Annotated in this window: 17 protein-coding genes and 1 tRNA gene; 9 read left to right on the plus strand and 9 right to left on the minus strand. The window is 62.0% G+C overall.

Features of this window, described 5'->3' with window-relative positions; genetic code table 11:
- The first annotated feature begins 59 nt into the window (after positions 1 to 59).
- On the plus strand, positions 60 to 950 hold the full coding sequence (locus tag AC02Y0_RS20935) for a YihY/virulence factor BrkB family protein (RefSeq protein WP_476380991.1): 891 nt from the start codon (positions 60 to 62) through the stop codon (positions 948 to 950).
- On the opposite strand, the gene gluQRS is transcribed toward AC02Y0_RS20935, so the two are convergent.
- Entirely contained in the window at positions 921 to 1817 is an 897-nt protein-coding gene (gluQRS, locus tag AC02Y0_RS20940; RefSeq protein WP_476380993.1) for a tRNA glutamyl-Q(34) synthetase GluQRS, read from the minus strand. The genes AC02Y0_RS20935 and gluQRS overlap by 30 nt on opposite strands.
- 44 nt (positions 1818 to 1861) lie before the next feature.
- Here gluQRS and AC02Y0_RS20945 point away from each other — a divergent pair, with 44 nt between their 5' ends.
- Both AC02Y0_RS20945 and AC02Y0_RS20950 read left to right on the plus strand, forming a co-directional pair.
- Positions 1862 to 2506 (plus strand): DNA-3-methyladenine glycosylase family protein, encoded by a 645-nt coding sequence (locus tag AC02Y0_RS20945; RefSeq protein WP_476380995.1) that lies wholly within the window; start codon positions 1862 to 1864, stop codon positions 2504 to 2506.
- Between the two features lie 107 nt (positions 2507 to 2613).
- The gene (locus AC02Y0_RS20950; RefSeq protein WP_062282563.1) at positions 2614 to 3171 is read left to right on the plus strand and encodes an HNH endonuclease; all 558 of its coding nucleotides are present in this window, start codon (positions 2614 to 2616) and stop codon (positions 3169 to 3171) included.
- Between the two features lie 52 nt (positions 3172 to 3223).
- On the opposite strand, the gene AC02Y0_RS20955 is transcribed toward AC02Y0_RS20950, so the two are convergent.
- From AC02Y0_RS20955 to AC02Y0_RS20970, 4 genes are all read right to left on the minus strand, one after another.
- A complete protein-coding gene (locus AC02Y0_RS20955) occupies positions 3224 to 3736 on the minus strand; it encodes a disulfide bond formation protein B (RefSeq protein ID WP_476380997.1) in 513 nt (170 codons plus the stop codon).
- A 223-nt stretch (positions 3737 to 3959) separates the two neighbouring features.
- Positions 3960 to 5450 carry a sensor histidine kinase gene (locus AC02Y0_RS20960; protein ID WP_476380999.1) on the minus strand — a complete coding sequence of 497 codons (1491 nt, stop codon included), beginning with the start codon at positions 5448 to 5450 and terminating at the stop codon, positions 3960 to 3962.
- Between the two features lie 422 nt (positions 5451 to 5872).
- A complete protein-coding gene (locus AC02Y0_RS20965; protein WP_476381001.1) occupies positions 5873 to 6358 on the minus strand; it encodes a hypothetical protein in 486 nt (161 codons plus the stop codon).
- A 279-nt stretch (positions 6359 to 6637) separates the two neighbouring features.
- A tRNA-Leu gene (locus AC02Y0_RS20970) sits at positions 6638 to 6722 on the minus strand.
- Between the two features lie 239 nt (positions 6723 to 6961).
- Between AC02Y0_RS20970 and AC02Y0_RS20975 the strand changes: the two genes are divergently transcribed.
- Both AC02Y0_RS20975 and AC02Y0_RS20980 read left to right on the plus strand, forming a co-directional pair.
- Complete coding sequence (locus AC02Y0_RS20975) at positions 6962 to 7453, plus strand: hypothetical protein (RefSeq protein ID WP_476381003.1); 492 nt, start codon at positions 6962 to 6964, stop codon at positions 7451 to 7453.
- A gap of 195 nt (positions 7454 to 7648) precedes the next feature.
- On the plus strand, positions 7649 to 9283 hold the full coding sequence (locus AC02Y0_RS20980; protein ID WP_476381005.1) for an AMP-binding protein: 1635 nt from the start codon (positions 7649 to 7651) through the stop codon (positions 9281 to 9283).
- A 37-nt stretch (positions 9284 to 9320) separates the two neighbouring features.
- Here AC02Y0_RS20980 and AC02Y0_RS20985 read toward each other — a convergent pair whose 3' ends face one another.
- From AC02Y0_RS20985 to secA, 4 genes are all read right to left on the minus strand, one after another.
- Positions 9321 to 10592, minus strand: coding sequence for a GNAT family N-acetyltransferase (locus AC02Y0_RS20985; protein ID WP_476381007.1), 1272 nt, complete (start codon positions 10590 to 10592; stop codon positions 9321 to 9323).
- Entirely contained in the window at positions 10589 to 11983 is a 1395-nt protein-coding gene (locus AC02Y0_RS20990; RefSeq protein WP_476381009.1) for a lipopolysaccharide biosynthesis protein, read from the minus strand. The genes AC02Y0_RS20985 and AC02Y0_RS20990 overlap by 4 nt, the downstream gene beginning before the upstream one ends.
- A gap of 61 nt (positions 11984 to 12044) precedes the next feature.
- Positions 12045 to 13250, minus strand: coding sequence for an acyltransferase family protein (locus tag AC02Y0_RS20995; RefSeq protein WP_476381011.1), 1206 nt, complete (start codon positions 13248 to 13250; stop codon positions 12045 to 12047).
- Between the two features lie 109 nt (positions 13251 to 13359).
- Positions 13360 to 16056 carry a preprotein translocase subunit SecA gene (secA, locus tag AC02Y0_RS21000; RefSeq protein WP_476381013.1) on the minus strand — a complete coding sequence of 899 codons (2697 nt, stop codon included), beginning with the start codon at positions 16054 to 16056 and terminating at the stop codon, positions 13360 to 13362.
- 245 nt (positions 16057 to 16301) lie between these two features.
- Here secA and AC02Y0_RS21005 point away from each other — a divergent pair, with 245 nt between their 5' ends.
- The 4 genes from AC02Y0_RS21005 to mutT all read left to right on the plus strand — a co-directional run bounded on the left by AC02Y0_RS21005 (position 16302) and on the right by mutT (position 19657).
- The gene (locus tag AC02Y0_RS21005) at positions 16302 to 17156 is read left to right on the plus strand and encodes a peptidylprolyl isomerase (protein WP_444557006.1); all 855 of its coding nucleotides are present in this window, start codon (positions 16302 to 16304) and stop codon (positions 17154 to 17156) included.
- A gap of 65 nt (positions 17157 to 17221) precedes the next feature.
- A complete protein-coding gene (argJ, locus tag AC02Y0_RS21010) occupies positions 17222 to 18463 on the plus strand; it encodes a bifunctional glutamate N-acetyltransferase/amino-acid acetyltransferase ArgJ (RefSeq protein WP_476381015.1) in 1242 nt (413 codons plus the stop codon).
- On the plus strand, positions 18444 to 19244 hold the full coding sequence (locus AC02Y0_RS21015) for a GNAT family N-acetyltransferase (protein ID WP_476381017.1): 801 nt from the start codon (positions 18444 to 18446) through the stop codon (positions 19242 to 19244). The genes argJ and AC02Y0_RS21015 overlap by 20 nt, the downstream gene beginning before the upstream one ends.
- Positions 19244 to 19657: an 8-oxo-dGTP diphosphatase MutT gene (gene mutT / locus AC02Y0_RS21020; protein ID WP_476381019.1), complete on the plus strand. Its 414-nt coding sequence runs from the start codon at positions 19244 to 19246 to the stop codon at positions 19655 to 19657. Before AC02Y0_RS21015 ends, mutT begins: the two co-directional genes overlap by 1 nt.
- Positions 19658 to 19747: the final 90 nt, after the last annotated feature.

Genomic DNA, 19747 nt, shown 5'->3' on the forward strand with positions numbered 1-19747 from the left:
TGGGTTTCCCATATTCGCCAGCAGCCTGCAATTGCCCTTAGAGGTCCGAAGGAGACCGGATGCCGACTTTCCTGCGTATGCTCTACAAGGTGGTGTTTGATGCCTTGTGGCATTTTTCCGAGGATGACGGCTGGGCGATGGCAAGCCATGTGGCACTTTCGGCGCTGCTCGCGGTCTTTCCCTTTCTTATCTTCGGCACGGCGCTGGCAGGCTTTCTCGGCGCCGATCAGTTCGCCGAGACCGCCGTGCATCTGATCTTCGACACCTGGCCGGAGACGATCGCCAAGCCGCTGTCCGACCAGGTGGTGCAGGTTCTGACGATCCCGCGCGGCGGGCTGTTGACGATTTCTGTGTTGGCAGCGGCTTACTTTGCCTCGAACGGGGTCGAGGCGCTGCGCGTTTCGCTCAACCGCGCCTACCGCGTCGCCGAGACCCGGCCCTGGTATGTGACACGCCTCGTCAGCTTCGGTTTCGTGCTCGGGGCGGTCGTGGTGCTGGCCGCGATCAGTGCGCTTCTCGTGGCCGTGCCCGTGGCGCTCGCCTTTGCGGAGCGCTATTTCCCGCTGCTGGAAGGCTTCCTTGCCATCGTCGCCAACTGGCGTGTTTACGGAACGGTGATCTTCCTCGTTCTCGGCCTGATGATCTTCCATCTCGGCCTGCCGGCCGGTCGCCGGCGGGTGATTGACGTCCTGCCCGGCGTGCTTCTGACGCTCGCGCTTTGGCTGGTCGGTGCCCTGGTCTTTGCCTACTACATTGGCACTTTCGCCAATTATGCGGCGACTTATGCAGGCCTTGCCTCGATCATGGTCGTGCTGGTCTTCCTCTACATGGTCGGCGCGATCTTCATCATCGGCGCGGAGTTCAATGCGGCGCTGATGAAGTTCCGGGTGGTTCCGGTGAAGGGCGCACCCGCCGGGATCTCAAATCCCGACCATGGCGCGGATATCTGAGGGCGTCTTGCCCTCGGCCCTCAATCGCGAGAGCGCCGTATCGCCAAGGCTTTTGGAGAGTTTTCTTCCATCGGGCCCCAGGATCAGCCGGTGATGGTGATAGATCGGTGCGGGCAAGCCAAGCAGGACCTGCAGCAGCCGGTGCACAGAGGTCGCGTGGAAGAGATCCAGACCGCGCACGACATGGGTCACCCCTTGTCCCGCATCGTCCACGGTGACGGCGAGGTGGTAGCTTGCCGGCGCATCGGAGCGCCAGAGCACCACGTCACCCCAGGCGGCGGGGTCCGCCTCGATCTCTCCCTGCGGGCCGTCGCCGGTTTCCTGCCAGGTGAGCGTTTCCCCCACGAAGTTCTGAGCCCTGTCGATGTCGAGCCGCCAGGCATAACGCTCGGCGGTCGCCAGCCTTTCCGCCCGTTCCGCCTCGCTCATCGCGCGCTCCTCGGTCGGGTAAAGCGGCGCGCCATCAGGGTCGCGCGGCCAGGTGCCGCCCTCGCGCTCATAGGCGGAGACCCGGGCTTTCACCTCGCCGCGGGTGAGGAATGCAGGGTAGACGAGACCCAGGGCTTTCAGGCGGTCTAGGGCCTGGCGATAAAGCGGAAAATGCTCCGACTGGCGGCGGACCGGCTGCTCGAAGTCTATTCCGAGCCAGTCGAGGTCGTCGAAAACAGCCTGCTCAAGCTCCGGCGTACAACGGGTGAGGTCGATATCCTCGATGCGCAGCAAAAGGCGACCATCCATTTTTTCGGCCATATCAGCGTTCAAAAGAGCCGAGAGCGCATGGCCGAGATGCAGCCGCCCGTTGGGGCTCGGGGCGAAACGAAAGACGGGGGCATCGTGGCCCACGGTTTGACGAGGACGTTCGGTCATGCTTTTCCTTCGCATGAGAGTGGAATGAGGAAAAGGGGACGGGTTTGACGACGATCCGATGCGAGGCTGATCTCGCTGCGGGGCTTTCCCTTTTGCTGACACGGGATCCCAGGCTCTGTCCGATCGCTGAAGTGTGCAGCCCGCTGCCGCTCCGGCTTTCGGCGCCGGGCTTTGCGGGGCTCGCCTCGATCATCGTTTCGCAGATGGTATCGCGGGCCAGTGCCGACGCCATCTGGCGGCGGATGACGGCGGTGCTGGGCAATCGGCCACTGGCGGAAGATTATCTGGCGCTTGGCCCCGAGCTGATCGGCACCTTCGGTCTGTCGCGCGGCAAGGCGCAGGCGCTCGAAGCGGCCGCCAAGGCCGATCTCGGCGGCCCCTTCCGCCTCGACGAGGTGGCGGAGATGCCGGCGGACGCCGCGATCGCGGCGCTGACGGGCCTCAAGGGCGTCGGCCCCTGGACGGCCGAGGTCTACCTGATGTTCTGCGGCGGCCACCCCGACATTTTCCCGGTTGGAGACGTGGCGCTGCGCATCTCCGTCGGCGATGTTTTCTTTGCCGGCGAACGCCCCTTGCCGGAGCAGGTGGCCGAGATCGCAGAGGCCTGGGCGCCGGTGCGCTCGGTCGCAGCACGGCTTTTCTGGGCCCATTATGCGCGCATCACGGGCCGCGTCGCGCTGCCCCGTTGAGGGGCGCGCCGAGAGGTCGCAACAGAGCTCAAAGATTCAGGCTTCACAATGCTGTAACAACGGACCTAATATAGAAGGGCAGATGCCGAATCGATCAGGAGTTAGCCTTGACGATTGCAGTTTCTCCCCAGGCCCTGCCGGCGCTCGTTCTGAATGCCGACTACCGGCCACTGAGTTATTATCCCTTGTCGCTCTGGTCCTGGCAGGACGCGATCAAGGCGGTCTTCCTCGACCGTGTGAACATCATCGCCGAGTATGAACACTCCGTCTGCTCGCCGAGTTTCTCGATGCGGCTGCCGAGCGTGGTCAGCCTCAAGACCTATGTTCAACCGACCCGGAATCCCGCCTTTACCCGCTTCAATGTCTTCCTGCGCGACAAGTTCGAATGCCAGTATTGCGGCTCGCCCGACGATCTGACTTTCGACCATGTCATCCCGCGTGCCCATGGCGGCGAGACGACCTGGGAGAACGTGGTCGCGGCCTGCTCGCCATGCAATTTGCGCAAGGGATCGAAGCTACCCAAGCAGGCGCAGATGTTCCCGCACCAGAAGCCGTACCGGCCGACGGTGCAGGACCTGCACAACAATGGCCGGCTCTTCCCGCCGAACTACCTGCATGAAAGCTGGGTGGACTATCTCTATTGGGACACCGAACTGCAGCCGTAAGGCCGCAGCTTGGGTTCCATTGGCGGCGCCTGTCCGGGCAGCCGCTCTCTTCTCAGACGGTAGGCTTGCGCAGCACGCCCCAGAGCGCGATGGCGGCAAGGGCTGCACTCGTCAGCACGTTCCAGCCGGCGAAGGACAAGCCCAGCACACGAAGCGTCGCCTCGGTGCAGGACGGCGCCTTGGTGGCGTTCAGCGCATCAAGCACGTTGACGGGCGTATCGCCACCGGTTGCGCCGATCGTGCAGGTGGAGGGACCTTCCCAGAACTTCCACTCGACGCCCGAATGATAGATGCCCAGCCCCATGCCGACGATCATCAGAAGGGCAACGGCGATCAGCAAGACCTTGGTGACGATAGGCGGCAGGCGGAAGACGGCGGACAGGACGGCCAGGAAACCGACGCCAATGCCGATGTAATAGGGATTGCGCTGCATCAGGCAGAGCGCGCAAGGGATATAGCCGCCGATATGCTCGAAGCCCAGAGCCGAGCCGACGACGATCGCCATGCCGAAGGTGACGAGAACGGCCGCTGCGCGGTCGGGATGGCGATTGAGAATTGCGAGCATCGGAGAGGGCCTGCAGCTGATTTCCACGTCGCCGGCACGAGCACCGGACAGGCCGGGTTCTATTGCGTTTGCGAAGGCGTGTAAATCACCGGTGGCTCGTGCGGTGGCCGCACGTCTGCGTGATGACGCATCGGGCAACAGCTTGACGGGTTTTCCGCATTTTCGAGCGGCGTTGCGATTGATGTGCTGAAAACAGGCTCGTCGGGTACAGGTCAGACGTCGTCTAAAGCAACTTCAACCGCGCCGAAAAACGGGTGCCGTTGCTGCCATCCAGCGTATAGCTGCCGTCGAGTTGGCGAAGAGAGCCTTCCATGAGTTTCGTTCCGGTGCCCCTCGATGCAGTCGCCGGATCGAAACCGATGCCGTTGTCCGCTATCGTCAGCGATGCCATGTCGTCGGTCTCTTCCCCGTGAAGACTGATCTCGATCCTGCCGCTTTCATGGGTCTCGAATGCGTATTTGAGACTGTTGCTGACGACCTCGTTGACGAGGAGGGCGAGGGCTGTCGCGCGGTCGTTGGACACGCTCAAAGGGGCGAGGTCGAAGTCGACCTGCACGCGGCTGCCATAGGCTCCGATCACGTTTTCGGTGACGCGGCGGACCAGCTGGGCGGCATCCAGAGCAGCATAGGCATCGTGCTGATAGATGAGTTCGTGGACTGCGACCATGGCCTTGATGCGGTCCGTCAGGGCCTGCGACTGTTCACCCGGCTTCAGATGAATGCGGATCAGGGACATGACGGACTGAAGATTGTTCTTCACCCGGTGATGGATTTCCCGCAGAAGAAGTTCGTTCTTGTCCAGTGCGTTTTGCAGTGCAACTGCCTGAGCGTCCTGGATGCGGAGCAGACTCCTGATCCGAAATGCCGCTCCGATCGATCCAAGGCAGGCGAGGGCGGTCACCACCACCAGAATTTCGATATTGTGCCAGAAGGGCCGCATCAGCAGATCCAAGTCCGCTGCAGCGACAGCCACGAAGGGCGTGCCTTCGACCTTTCTGTAGCCCACAATCCGCTGCACACCATCGAGCGGTGATGCCTCAGCCATGTAGGTGCCGGTCGGTGCACGCTTGAGGTAGTCCGCAAACAGGACATAGCCGCTCATGTCGAGACCGGCTTCGGGCTTGGGGTAGCGCGCAACCAATTGCCCATCATCTCGGATGAAGCTGACCGCGAAATTTCCACCGAGATTGACGGCTTCCCAGATCGGCTTCATCAACTCCGTCGAGAGCGACACGGTGACGACACCCGCAAAAACTCCTGCCTCTTCGAACCGGCGGCTGAAGACGAATATCTGGTCACCGCTGAGGCGGCTGATCAGAAGGGAGGAGACGTAGTCCTCACGGCCGGCCTCGAGCGCCTGGAAGTATTCGCGATCACGGATGTCGATTGGCTTCAGGCCGGGGTCGGTGGAGTACAACGTCCTTCCGTCGGCTGCGACCACATAGGCCTGGACCGCTCCCGGCAGTCCCTGGAGAGCCGCGCGGATGTCTTGCACCTCGCCAACCTGCAGAGGTGCCCGGCCGCTTTCAACGAAATCAACGAGCCGCCCCGTTGCCTGGGCCCCGAACTCATAGATCCATTTTGCGTGGGTTGCGACGACAAGGCTGGACGTGGAGACGCGATCTTCCGCGGCTTTGACCGTTGCGTGGTAAGACTGAAACGCCCAGGAGGACGCCAGCGCGATGAATCCTACCCACGCGACCACAATGGCCATGACGACGAATTTCTGGGCTTTGCCAGGTGCGTATCGCTCCATAAATGATCCCGGCCCTGCGGTGCGCTCCTCTTCGAGCCTGCCGCGAATTTTCCCCTGAAGTCTCAAAGGGTAGGGTATGCTGGAGGTCCTATCAACCCAGGATGAGCAATGACTTGCTTATACAGCGAGCTTGCACTCACGCTTGCCGCACAAGCCCGTCAAATCGGTGAGATTTCGCTGAAAGAAATGGTGCCCATGCCGGAATCGAAGCGCCAGGCTGCATTCATATATTTCAATGACTTAGACTGCCATCTGCGTATGCACGCCGTAGCAGTTCGAAGTGGCAGTTTCAAGCTGAATTGCGCTCGCGTCAAAGCGGGCGAAGCCGATGCCTATCGTGCTCGCAGAAGACCCAGAATAGAGCAAGGGACATCAGCGGGTCATGATGGGCCTGTTCCCTCACTTTTGGCGTGTATCGAGGTCGATCGCTGCCGTGCTTCAAGTGCGGCCAATCGGATAATTGTGTCCTGATGCCGCTGAAACCCTAAGTACCACCACAGAACGCCTACCCACAGGAACCCCATGCCAAGAAATAACAATGAATAGAAGTCACTCTTCCGGACGTCCTGCCATCCATAGTCGGACCTATTCTTGATCCGCATCATGAGTATTTCCTCGTTCAAATCACGAAGCTCTATAGCCTGTGAATGCCCAAGCGGAAGCGTTCGAATGAGATCACGGTACTCATGGTATCGATCATATACGCCCTCTTCCGAGATGTTATCGGCCAGCGGCTTCGGACTAAGCCCCACGTCCGTGAGCCGATCAACAAGAATGACCATACGGGCATAGGTATTGTTACCTGTCTCTTCGAACGGTTTACGTCCCGAATCCAACAGGTAGAAGGCTCCGATAAGCATCGCCATGCCAACGAACGTGACTAGCTTGTAGAGGTGATCTGTAGGCAGTTGAGGAAGTGGCCACATAAAGCGTAAGTTAACGTGATTCGCGCAAAACGCGATAAAGCGTTATCGCACTTTCGCAAATGTTAGCTCCTGCATTGCATTGGGCACTTGAGGTATATCTCTTCCGAAACGCGCTCAGCTAGCCACGTCTTCCATGGCCTCGCTGTAGCAGTTCGCCGTAGCAGATGGAAGATTAAGCCGTTGAAAACGCATCAGGTATCTGATTCGCCTGAAGGTTTTTGGTGCCCCATGCCGGAATCGAACCAGCACTCCTTTCGGAACTCGATTTTGAGTCGAGCGCGTCTACCAGTTCCGCCAATGGGGCACGGTCTGGATAAGCGCGACTTACCATGGGGTGCGGCGGGCTTGCAAGGGGTGGGGGGTGTCGTTTCTGTCAGGATTTGCAAGTGTGTCGCCGGCCCTGGTGACAGGCCGGAGGTGATTGCCTGGCATGTTGAAGCGTCTCTCCCGGAATGCTAGGGAAAGATCGATCCGCATGCGCAGTCGTGTGGGGCAACCCGGCCAGTTGTCGGGGCGATTTCACATCCATGGAAAGCAAGACGCATGACAACCTCGGCCAAGAAGATCCGCATTCCCCAGCCCGTCAAGCAGGTTGTCGTGGACGCGGCGCTGTTGCCGAAGGCGCCGGCCCAGCCTGTTGCTGCCAAGGGCAAGCGAAAGGCAAAGGCTGCGGCACCTGTGCTTGCCAGCCCAGCCGCTGCCGTCGATGGCAAGGCCAAGGTGAATATCGTTGCGCCCGTCGCGCCGCAGGTGGCCGCCATGCGGCAGAAGCTGAAGCAGCAGTCGGTCCAATCGCAGATCGCCCGCGTCGATGCCGCGATCGAGGCTGGCACCGTTCCGCCGGCGGAGGCCAAGACTCTCGTGCTGGCGCTTGCGATGAAGCGCCTCGGCTCGAAGGAAACGGCCGAGAAGTGGTATCGCAGCCAGCATCTTGAAGCCTTTGGCGGTCGTACACCGGCCCAGATGGTTCGCGGCGGCGAATTGAAGGCGCTCGTTGCGCTGATGCGTGCGGAAGCAGCCCAGAACAAGGGCTGATATCCGGCGGCGGCATGGTTCGCCTTGCTTGCTCTGCCGACCAAATCCCTTTTCGGACGTCGTGTCCCATCCGCTGCAGTCTTCGTCCTGCAAATTCGGCAGGTTTGCGTGTGATTTACGCTGATTTCAGCCCGTTATTGTGCATCTGCGAGATGAATGTTAGCAGAGACAGCATGACGATCCGGATACTCAGCCATGCTGCTTGAGCCGCGCGATACTTTCGAGGCGCTCCGCCGCGATTTCCGTTGGGAGATCCCCGCCGATTTCAACATCGGGCGGGTGGTGTCCGACGACTGGGCCGCCAAGGCGCCCAAGCGCATCTGCCTTCAACATTTCTCGCCGGATGGCGAACATCTCTCGATGACTTACGGCGCGCTTGCGGCGCAGTCCTCGGCGCTTGCGCATGGATTGACGGAACTCGGTGTTGTTCCCGGCGATCGGGTGGCGCTGCTCCTGCCGCAATGCTTCGAGACTGTGATCGCGCATGTCGCGATCTACAAGATGGGTGCGATTGCGCTGCCGCTGGCGCTGCTTTTCGGCGAAGAAGCGCTGGAATACCGGCTGCGGGATGCAGGCGCCAAGGTCATCGTGACCAATGGCTTTGGCCTCTCGCGACTGAAGACGCTGAGAGCCCGCCTGCCATCGCTGCAGAAGGTGATTTCGATCGAGGGTGCCGGGCCTGATGTCATCGGCTTCCCTGCGATTATCGAGGGCAGGCCCGATGTCTTCGAGATCGCCAAAAGCGGTCCGGATACGCCGGCACTGATGATCTATACGTCCGGCACAACAGGGCCGCCGAAGGGCGCACTGCATGGTCATCGCGTTCTGGCTGGCCATATTCCGGGGTTTCAGCTGGCGCATGATTACCTGCCGCAGCCTGGTGACAAGGTCTGGACGCCGTCTGACTGGGCCTGGGCAGGAGGACTGCTGAATGCACTGCTGCCGGCGCTGATGCTCGGCGTGCCGGTGGTTTCCTCGCCGGCGCAGAAATTCGATCCGCATATGGCGTTCCGGATCATGGCCGAGATGAAGGTGCGCAATGCCTTCATCCCGCCGACGGCGCTCAGGCTGCTAAAGGCCGTCGAGAAGCCGCGAGAGGTTTATGACCTCGTGTTGCGCAGCATCGGCTCTGCTGGCGAATCGCTGGGGCGCGAGACCTATGAATGGGTGAAGTCGGCACTCGGCATCGTGCCGAACGAGTTCTACGGCCAGACGGAGTGCAACTTCGTGCTGTCGTCTGCGGCGCATCTCGGCGTCACCAAGGGTGGCTTCATCGGCAAGGCCGTGCCGGGGCATGAGGTCGCGATCATCGATGCTGACGGTCGGGAAATGCCTGTTGGCGAGACGGGGCAGGTGGCGATCAAGCGACCGGATCCGGTGATGTTTCTTGGGTATTGGAACAATGCCAAGGCGACGGCGGACAAGTTCGTCGGCGACTGGATGAAGACGGGCGATCTCGGTCGGCAGGATGAAGAGGGCTATGTGCAGTTCTTCGGCCGTGACGACGACGTGATCACCTCTTCCGGCTATCGCATCGGCCCGGCCGAGATCGAGGATTGCCTGATCGGCCATCCGGCAGTGCGGCTGGCGGCCGTCATTGGCAAGCCCGACACGCTGAGGACGGAGATCGTCAAGGCCTTCGTCGTGCTGCAGGACGGTTTCGCCGGCAATCCGGGGCTGGCAGCCGAGATCCGCGACTGGGTGAAGAACCGGCTGTCGATGCATGAATATCCGCGCGAGATCGAATTCGTGGCGGAGCTGCCGCTGACGACCAGCGGCAAGGTGATCCGCCGGCTGCTCAGGGACCAGGAGATCGCCAAGGCGAGCTGATCGGTTGGGATGACAGTCCCGTCGATCTGGATGCCAATCAGTTGCCGAAGCGGCGGTTCAGGACCTTGTCGCGCAGGATGCGGGCGATGTTGCGGGTGTTGCGATACATGTGCAGCTGGGCGCCGACCTGGCGGACGTCGCGGTCGGCGTTTGATTTGAGGCCGATCACCAGGGTGCCCATGGCTTCGCGTTCCTTCCAGAAGCGGCTCATGATCGGATGGTCGGGCACGGCACAGCTGTCGGTGCGCACGATGTTGGCGTCGTCGAGATGCCATTCGGTGAGGTCGGCCATCAGCAGCTTGCCGGGCGAGAAGCGGGCATAGGTCTCGTCGAAGGCGGTCTTCCAGGTATAGGCCTCGCCGGCCATGATGAAGACGACCATGGAGGCGATCGCGCGACCGTCAAGGTCGAGCGTGTGGATACGCACGGCGTCGGCTTCGGCCAGATTGGTGATCGCCTCGCGGGCGAAGGCAGCGCGCAGGCGGTCGTTGACCATGGCGGAGCGCTTGCGCCCCTTCCAGCCGCTTGCTTCCAGGGCCAGGAATTCTTCCATCCGGAAGCGGATTTCTTCCGGCTGACGGGCGACGTTGTAGGTCACCGCTCCCTGTTCGGAAAGCAGCCGGAACTGGCGGCGCATCTCGCGCAGGTGGTTCTTGTTGAGCGCCGAGCGGAGATAGTTCGGGCCGTCGTCGAAGCTCTGCAGCATCGGCCGCTGGTATTCGTTGGTGAGCGTCAACGGCAGGTCGCGGGCAAGCGCCACGGCACGGGCGAGTTGGGCGAAGCGACCTTCGAGGCGAAGATCCGGAATGACGAGCAGGCTCGGCAGGCGGGCTTCCGGACGGCCGAGCGCTTCCAGCAGGTTGTCGATCGTCTCGGCAGCACCTTCGGCATCGACGAGCGGCGTGCCGAGCGGGCCGAAGGGATTGGCCCAGGCGCGGATGATCGAGGGGCCGACGGAGAAACCGGGCTTTTCGACCGAAAAGGGGAAGAGCATGCGCAGGCGCGAGCGGCGTTCGTCCTCGTCGCGGATGACGGCAAAGCGGACCTGACGCTCTTCCAGACGCGGCATGGCGGGCGCGAGGAAACGTGGGGCGAAGAAGACGTTCGCCTCCATCACCCGGTAGGTCAGGTATTCGAGCTCGTCCTGGAGTTCATAGCCCATCTGGCCGGGATAGACGCTGAGGCGACGACCTGGGCGGCCGACAGCCACTTCCATCTCCGCAATCGGGGCTGCGGGAGCGCCTGCGAGACTGCCGACCAGCCGGTTGGCGTCGCTGTTCATGCTCTCGTTGTAGATGCGTTCGGTCATGGGCGGACGGCCTCCGTGCGGGGCGTCAGGGCATGCGGATCGGCAAAGGCGAAGACGACGATGCCAAGCGCGCGGCGGACCGCGACATACAGGAGAAGGGCCTCGATGGTCATGGCGGCGGCCGTTGCGGTGGCGGCGCCTGCGAGACCCCAGGCGGGGATCAGCGTGATGTTCAGGCCGATATTGCTGGCGAGAGCGACGGCATAGACGGCAACGCAAAGTTGCTGGCGGCCGGCCATGGTGAGCAGCATTTCGGCCGGGCCGACGAGCGCCTTGGCCATGTTGCCGGCAAAGAGGATGACCATCAGGACATAGCCTGCGGTGAAAGCCGAGCCGAAAAGGCCGAGCAGCAACTGGCCCAACATCAGGACGACGGCACCGACGGCGAGCGAGGGCCAGAAGGTCCAGCGCGCGGCTGTGCCGGCGAAGCCGGCGAGACCATGGCGGTCATCGGCGGCCATCAGGGCGGAAAAGCGCGGGGTGGCGCCCGCCTTGACGGCGAAGAAAACGAATTGCACCAGCGCCATGGTCTTGGCGGCGGCGAAGTAGATGCCGACCTGGTCCGGCGGCAGGTAGAGGCCGACGACGATGACATCGGAATTGGTGAGCAGGAAGCCGAAGCCTTCGATGAGGAAGATCGGCAGGGCGACCTTGATCCAGGCTGCAAAATCGATCGTGCGGGCGCCGCGGTCGTAGCGGTTCAGAAGACGGCGGTCGACGAGGAGGAACTGGCCGAGCGTGGTGACATAGGTGGCGGCGAGCGCTGCCTGCATGGCAGTGACGGCGGTAGCAGGCGCCCCCCAATAGACGGCCAGAAGCATGAAGACGAGGATCAGGCTCGGGCGGATGATGTAGGTGAGGCTGAGGCCAAGGACTGCCCAGCGATTGGCGCGCGCGGTGCCATCCAGCACGTCGCCGAGCGCGATCATCGGCAGGGCGAAGACGGCGAGGAAGAGCGGCACGAGGTAATAGTGCTCGATGCTATCGCCGAACAGATGCAGGGCCGAGATGCCTGATAGGGCCATTATGCTGGCACTCGTCATGGCAAAGAGGCGGGCCGTGGAGGTCAGCCCGCGGATTTCGGCCTTGGCGTGGTCGAGATCATATTGGGGCAGGAAACGGATGACGGCTGTCGGGAAGCCGAGGGAGGAGAAACTGCCGGCCAGCACGACCAGCACCCAAACGAAGACGAAGATGCCGTATTCGAACTCGCCCATCAGGCGGGCCTGGATGATCTGCGAGAGGAAGGCGATGGCGGCGCTGACGATGCGGATGGCGAAGGCGATGGCGGCCATGCGCTGGGCACGGGCCGTCTCGTCGTCAGCCAAGAGCGCACGGACCAGACGCGGGCCCGCGGGCAACCATTTTTCCGCTGTTTCCAGAACAGTCATCGGTACGGACGCAATACTTCTCGCTGGGTCGGGTATGGCCTCCAGTGATGACAGATCAGGGTTAACGAAGTGTGGTGATGCTGCCTTGCGGGCGGTCGCCGTCCCGGGTCTTGCCGGACATCGGCACGCCGTTCAAGAGGAAAAGCGCCAGCGCCGAGCGCCGGATCAGGCGGTGGGCCGCATAGGACAGCACCGAGGTCACCAGGCAGACAAGCAGGAACTCCACCAGGGGTGGCCAGGTGGTGAGGAGGAAGAGCGTCGCCAGCGCATAGATGATCGGATGATGAAGGAGGTAGATGCTGAAGGAGGCGTCGACGATCCGGTCAATGCGGGGATCAGGGCGGTTCCAGAAGCGTTCAGTGATGCCGATTACGACAAGGCTCATGAGGACGGCAGCCGCGCCATCGACGGCATTGTAAGCGAGTTCGAGGCCGGCCGTATCGCGCCCGCGCAACAGGGAGGCGGCGATTGCGGTGATGACGGCCACAGTGGGGAGTGTCCAACCCCTTTGCCAGACGAATGCCGCCCTGAGATCGGCAGCCGATCTGAGGGCGACGCCGATCAGGAAGAAGGGAAGGTAGCGCAAATAGGGATCGATGCCGTGGGCAAGCAGATAGGGCAGGGTGCCATCTCGCGCGAGCATCGTCTGGTGCGCGAGGTGGACGAGAACCTCCCATGCCGTGACGGCGAGCGTGAGCAGCGCAAGTGCTGTGCGGGGATTGGCGAGGGTGGTCTGGTGAAGGCGCCGGACTAGCCCTGCCAGCGGTGGCTGCCGCAGCGGCTGCCAGACGAGGACGAGAAGGGTGCTGTAGGCCAGCAGTGCCGGCAGGAACCAGAGATGCATGATCCAGCTGAAGCCGGGATGGGTGACATCCCGGGCTGCCTGGTCGAGGGCTGATGTCATCGACATCGTGCCGGTCAGCGCTTGGTTGATGTCGACCAGGGCGATCTGCAAGGGCGCCAGCAGGGCAAGGCCTGTCAGGAAGGGGACGCCGAGCCGCACGAAGCGGCCGCGCAGCCAGGAACCTGCAGCTCTGCGCTCGAGCATCATGGCGGCGAAGTAGCCGGCTACGATGAAGAAGGCCGGCATGCGGAAGGTGACGAAGACGCCACTCAGGAAGGTGAGAAGCTCGCTCTTGTCGGGCGATTGGATGTCCCAGAGGACACGGGCATTGTAGGCCATGGCGGCGTGATAGGGGATGCCGAGAAGCATCAGGAACGCGCGCAGCGAATCCCAATGATGTTCCCGTGCTGCACCAGCCGACATCGCGACCCTCCAAAGGAAAGGGGAACCGGGCCGGGTGGCGCGGTTCCCCTCTTTCGTCGGAGGCTGACAGCGAAAGGTTGAAAAAACCTCAAGCTTTAAGGCTGAAAGATCAGGCTTCCAGCGCGCCGTGGCAGTGCTTGTACTTCTTGCCGGAGCCGCAGGGGCAGGGCTCATTGCGACCGACCGTGCCCCAGCTCTTTGGTTCGAGCGGATTGCGATCCTGCGGCGGCACCTGGGCGCCTTCGGCAAAATCGTCCTCGCCGGTGGTGGCGTCGAGGTGATGGCCTTCCATCGGCGGCGGGGTCGGGGCTGGCGGCGGATCGCGCACCAGTTCGACGCGCGACATCTGCATGGTCACGGCATCGCGCAGGTTGGCGAGCAGGGCCTGGAAGAGTTCGAAGGCTTCCGCCTTGTATTCCTGCAGCGGGTCGCGCTGGGCATAGCCGCGGAAACCGACGACCGAGCGCAGGTGGTCGAGGTTGACGATGTGCTCGCGCCAGAGATTGTCGATGGTCTGCAGAACGACGGAGCGTTCGACATAGGCCATCAGCTCGGCGCCGAAGCGCTCCGCCTTGTCTGCGGCGGCCTTGTCGGCGGCTTCCATGATGCGGTTGTAGATGTCGTCTTCCGCGATGCCTTCTTCCGCCGCCCAGACGTCGACCGGCAGGTCGAGGTTGAGGGTGTTCGCGACCTTCTGCTTGAGGCCCGCGACATCCCACTGTTCGGCATAGGCGTTCGGGGGAACGTGGATGGCGACCATGGTCTCGATGACTTCGTGGCGCATGTCGGTGACGGTTGCCGACACGTCGGTCGCGTCCATCAACTCGATGCGCTGCTCGAAGATAACCTTACGCTGGTCGTTGATGACGTCGTCATACTTCAGGAGGTTCTTGCGGATGTCGAAGTTGCGGGCTTCGACCTTCTTCTGGGCGCGTTCGAGCGCCTTGTTGATCCACGGATGAACGATGGCTTCGCCGTCCTTCAAACCGAGCTTCGTCAGCATGCCGTCCATGCGGTCGGAGCCGAAGATGCGCATCAGGTCGTCCTGGAGCGACAGGTAGAACTTCGAGCGGCCCGGGTCGCCCTGACGGCCGGAACGGCCGCGCAGCTGGTTGTCGATACGGCGGCTTTCGTGGCGTTCCGTGGCGATGACATAGAGGCCACCGGCTTCGAGAGCCTTCTGCTTCAGGGCCGCGATTTCGGCCTTGATGGCTTCGGCCTTGGCGTCGCGCTCCGGACCCGGCTCCATCTCGGCCAGTTCGTGCTCGAGGCGCATGTCGAGATTGCCGCCGAGCTGGATGTCGGTACCGCGGCCGGCCATGTTGGTGGCGATGGTGACGGCGCCGGGAACGCCGGCCTGGGACACGATATAGGCTTCCTGCTCATGGTAGCGGGCGTTCAGGACCTTGAAGTCCTTGAAGCCGGACTGGCTGAGCATGTTAGCCAGAAGCTCGGACTTTTCGATCGAGGTGGTGCCGACGAGAACCGGCTGGTTGCGCTCGCTGGCGGCCTTGATCTCTTCGATGATCGCCTTGAACTTTTCTTCGAAGGTCCGGTAGACCTCGTCGTCCTCGTCGATACGCTTGATCGGCAGGTTGGTCGGGACTTCGACCACTTCGAGGCCGTAGATATTGGCGAATTCTTCCGCTTCGGTTGCCGCCGTACCGGTCATGCCGGCGAGCTTCTTGTACATGCGGAAATAGTTCTGGAAGGTGATCGAGGCGAGCGTCTGGTTCTCGGGCTGGATCTGCACCTTTTCCTTGGCTTCGAGCGCCTGGTGCTGGCCTTCCGAGTAACGACGGCCCGGCATCATGCGGCCGGTGAACTCGTCGATGATGACGATCTCGTTGTTGCGGACGATGTAGTCCTTGTCGCGCTGGAAGAGCTTGTGGGCCTTCAGTGCGTTGTTGATGTGGTGGACGATCGCGACGTTTTCGACGTCGTAAAGGCTTTCGCCCTTCAGGAGGCCGGCTGCACGCAGCAGGTTTTCCAGCTTTTCGGTGCCGACTTCGGAGAAGTTGGCCGAACGCTGCTTCTCGTCGATTTCGTAGTCTTCATCCGACAGGAGCGGGATGTAGGCGTCGATCGTGTTGTAAAGGTCAGAGCGGTCGTCGAGCGGGCCGGAGATGATCAGCGGCGTGCGGGCTTCGTCGACCAGGATGGAGTCGACTTCGTCGACGATCGCGAAGTTGTGGCCGCGCTGCACCATCTGGCCGCGCTCATACTTCATGTTGTCGCGCAGATAGTCGAAGCCAAGCTCGTTGTTCGTCGCGTAGGTGATGTCGCAGGCATAGGCCGCGCGACGCTCGTCGTCGGAGAGGCCGTGGACGATGACGCCGGTGGTGAGGCCGAGGAAGCCGTACATCTTGGCCATGGTGGCGGCGTCGCGGCGGGCGAGGTAGTCGTTAACGGTGACGACGTGGACGCCCTTGCCTTCGAGCGCGTTCAGGTAGACGGCGAGCGTCGCCACGAGCGTCTTGCCTTCACCGGTCTTCATTTCGGCGATGGAATTGTCGTTGAGGATCATCGCGCCGATCAGCTGTACGTCAAAAGGACGCATGCCGAGCGCACGACGGGCGCCTTCGCGGGCGACGGCGAAGGCGGGGACGAGGATGTCGTCCAGCGTCTTGCCGGCGGCCAGTTCTGCCCGGAACTCGGCCGTCTTGGCGGCGAGCTGTTCATCGCTCAGCGCCTTCACCTTTTCCTCAAGGGCTGCGATCTGAGCGACGCGCGGGTTATAGGATTTTACGCGACGCTCGTTCGACGAGCCGAAGATTTTGCGCGCAAGTCCACCAAGACTGACCATATCGATGGTCCTTTCTGACCTTCGTCATATCGTTGACGTACCTTTCGGACCACCATTAGAGCAGTCGAATAGGCACAATGCGTCCTGAAACTACTCTGGACGCGAGGTTGCGTGACAGATAAGAGGGGGGTCGAATGATGTCAACGGCGCAGGCCAGTCGCAAATCCCCTCGATCGCCGGGCATCTGACAATATTTTGCCCGATTCGAACGGTCTTGAAACGGTTCACCATCCGAAAGGTCTTTCATGCTTCGCCTCAATAAAATCGTGCTCGCCGCCTGCGTTTCCCTCTCGGCCCTTTATGGCGCGGCTTCCGCGCAGGATGCGACTGTGGTCGCCAAGGTCGGTGATCTGGAGATCACCCAGTCCGAACTCGATCTGGCAATCGCCAATCTCGACCCGCAGCTGGCCCAGCTTCCCGACGAGCAGAAGAAGGTCGCAGCCCTTTCCGGCGCCATCGACGTGAAGCTGCTTGCCGCCAACGCGACTGCTGCCGGCCTGCAGGACGATGCAGACTACAAGCGCCGCATGGCATTCATCGCCGAGCGCGAACTGCACAACGCCTTCTTCAAGAAGAACGTCGTCGACGCCGTCACCGAAGATGAGGTGAAGGCCCGTTACGAAAAGGAAATCGCAGCCCTTCCGAAGCAGGAAGAAGTGCGCGCCCGTCACATCCTGGTGAAGACCGAGGAAGAGGCCAAGCAGATCATCACCGATCTCGACGCCGGCAAGGACTTCATCGAAATCGCCAAGGAAAAGTCCACGGACCCGAACAAGACCGAAGGCGGCGACCTCGGCTACTTCACCAAGGGCCGCATGGTTCCGGAATTCGAAGAGGCTGCCTTCGCACTCGAAAAGGGCGCCTACACGAAGACCCCGGTCCAGACGCAGTTCGGCTTCCACGTCATTCGTCTGGAAGACAAGCGCGACGCCCCGCCGCCGGCTTTTGAAGCCGTCGAGCAGCAGGTGCGCCAGCTCGTAATGCGCGACAAGTATCTCGCCATCATCGAGAAGGCCAAGAGCGAGCAGAAGATCGAGATCGTCGACGAAGCGCTCCGCAAGGGCTATGACGAGGCAAACAAGGCAGAGCAGCAGCAGTAAGCTCTCCTTCATCGGTATTTCTTTCAAGGCCCGCAGTTTGCGGGCCTTCCATTACGGGCCGCTCCATGTCTTCCAGCATTTCTCCCCTCGCTCCGAAAACCTATGCCGACATGCCTGTCATCCGCGGAGTGCGGATGGCGACGGCTGCAGCGGGTATCAAGTACAAGAACCGCACCGACGTGCTGTTGATGGCCTTCGATGAGCCGGCGTCCGTCGCGGGTGTGTTCACCAAGTCGAAGTGCCCTTCGGCGCCGGTGGATTTCTGCCGGCACAACCTCGCGCATGGCGTGGCGCGCGGCGTCGTCGTCAATTCCGGCAATGCCAATGCCTTTACCGGCGTGAAGGGCAAGGCTGCGACAGAACTCACGGCAAAGTCGGCTGCGGCTGCGCTGGGCTGCGGTGAAAACGAGATCTATCTCGCCTCGACCGGCGTCATCGGCGAGCCGCTCGATGCGACGAAGTTTTCCGGCGTGCTGGACCAGATGGCGAAGGACGCCACCGGGGACTTCTGGTTCGAGGCCGCCAAGGCAATCATGACCACGGATACCTATCCGAAGGTCGCGACGCGCAGCGCCACGATCGATGGCGTGACCGTCACGATTAACGGGATTGCCAAGGGTGCCGGCATGATTGCGCCAGACATGGCGACGATGCTGTCCTTCGTGGTGACGGATGCCAATATCGCACCGGCTGCCCTGCAGGGGCTGCTGTCTGCAGGCGTCGAGCCGAGCTTCAATTCGATCACCGTCGACAGCGACACCTCGACCTCCGACACGCTGATGCTGTTTGCGACAGGTGCTGCGGCGGCCGATGGCCAGGCGAAGATCGAAGCTGCTGACGATGCACGGCTTGAGGGTTTCAAGGCGGCGCTGAACGACCTTCTGAAGGATCTGGCGCTGCAGGTCGTGCGCGACGGTGAGGGCGCGCGCAAGATGGTGGAGATCACCGTCAAGGGTGCCGAAAACGACCTCGCGGCCAAGAAAATTGCGCTTTCCATTGCCAATTCGCCGCTGGTGAAGACGGCTGTTGCCGGCGAGGATGCCAATTGGGGCCGTATCGTCATGGCGGTCGGCAAGTCGGGCGAAATGGCCGATCGCGATCGTTTGGCGATCTGGTTCGGCGATGTGCGCGTAGCGGTGAATGGTGAGCGCGATCCGGCCTATTCGGAAGAGGCGACCACGGCGGTGATGGAACGGGAAGATATTCCGGTTACCGTCGATATCGGTCTTGGTTCCGGCACCGCGACGGTGTGGACCTGCGACCTGACCAAGGAATATGTCGCCATCAATGGCGACTATCGGAGCTGACGTCTCTATGCATGCAATGGTGAGTGATCCCAACCTGCCGCTCGTCCGGCGTCTCGAAGCGGTGGGTTTTCGGGCCTGGCCGGCGAGCAGCGTCGTCTATGACGGCAGCTGGCAGGTGCGTCTGACCGGTGGGCATCCCGGCAAGCGGCTGAATTGCATCGTGCCGCTCGATCCTTCCGACAGCCGCGACATCGCGATCCGGATCGAGAAGGCCGGCAAGCGCTTCGAAGCCCACGGGCGTCCGCTACTGGTGCGCCAGACGCCGCTTTCACCAAAGCCGCTGATCGACTTCCTCGCGGCTGAGGGCTGGGAGCGCTTCGAGGAAGTGGTGACGATGACCGCCGACCTCGGTGGCATGACCTTTCCCGATACGCTCGATCATCTGCCGACGCAGGATGTCGGGCGCTATGTGGACGCCGATATTGTCGTGCATGGCAGCGATCCGGCCCTCAAGCCGGCGCTCGCGGAGGTCATCACCGGCATCAAGCCACCGTCCGGGCTATTCGTCATCGAGGATGCAGCCGAGGGCGCGCTTGCGGTCGCACTTTGCGTCCAGGACAATGATCTCGCCGGCATCATGTCGCTTGCGGTCAGGGCTGACCGCCGGCGGCAGGGGCTCGGTATCGAGATATTGAGCTCGGCCCTGCGCTGGGCACGGATGCGCGGTGCACGCACGACCTGGCTGCAGGTTGTCGCCGAGAATGCGGAGGCGCTTGCGCTCTATCGCAAGATGGGCTTCGAGGAAGTCTATCGCTATGCCTATTGGCGGAAGGCTTCCTGATGGCCGAGGCAAAGAAGCCGATTCTCCTTGTCGCGGCCTGTGCGCTTGTCGATACCGACAACCGTATCCTGCTTGCGCAGCGTCCCGAGGGCAAGTCGCTTGCCGGGCTCTGGGAGTTTCCCGGCGGCAAGGTCGAGGCTGGCGAAACGCCCGAGGAGACACTGGTGCGCGAGCTTGAGGAAGAGCTCGGCATCCAGACCAAGGTTGCCTGCCTGGCACCACTGACCTTTGCCAGCCATACCTACGAGACGTTTCACCTGCTGATGCCGCTTTACATCTGCCGGCGTTACGAGGGCATTCCGCAGGGGCGGGAAGGCCAGGCTATCAAGTGGGTCAAGGCGAAGGCCCTGCGCGACTATCCGATGCCGCCGGCCGACGAGCCGCTTATTCCGGTTCTGCAGGACCTTCTGTGAGACGTCGCTGATTTTAGCGCCGTCGTTAATCAAAAGTTTATACCCCGCACCGCAATATACCCTCTGTTCATACGTCGAATACGTGTGTGG

This window comes from Allorhizobium sp. nf9_anc, assembly GCF_056323085.1.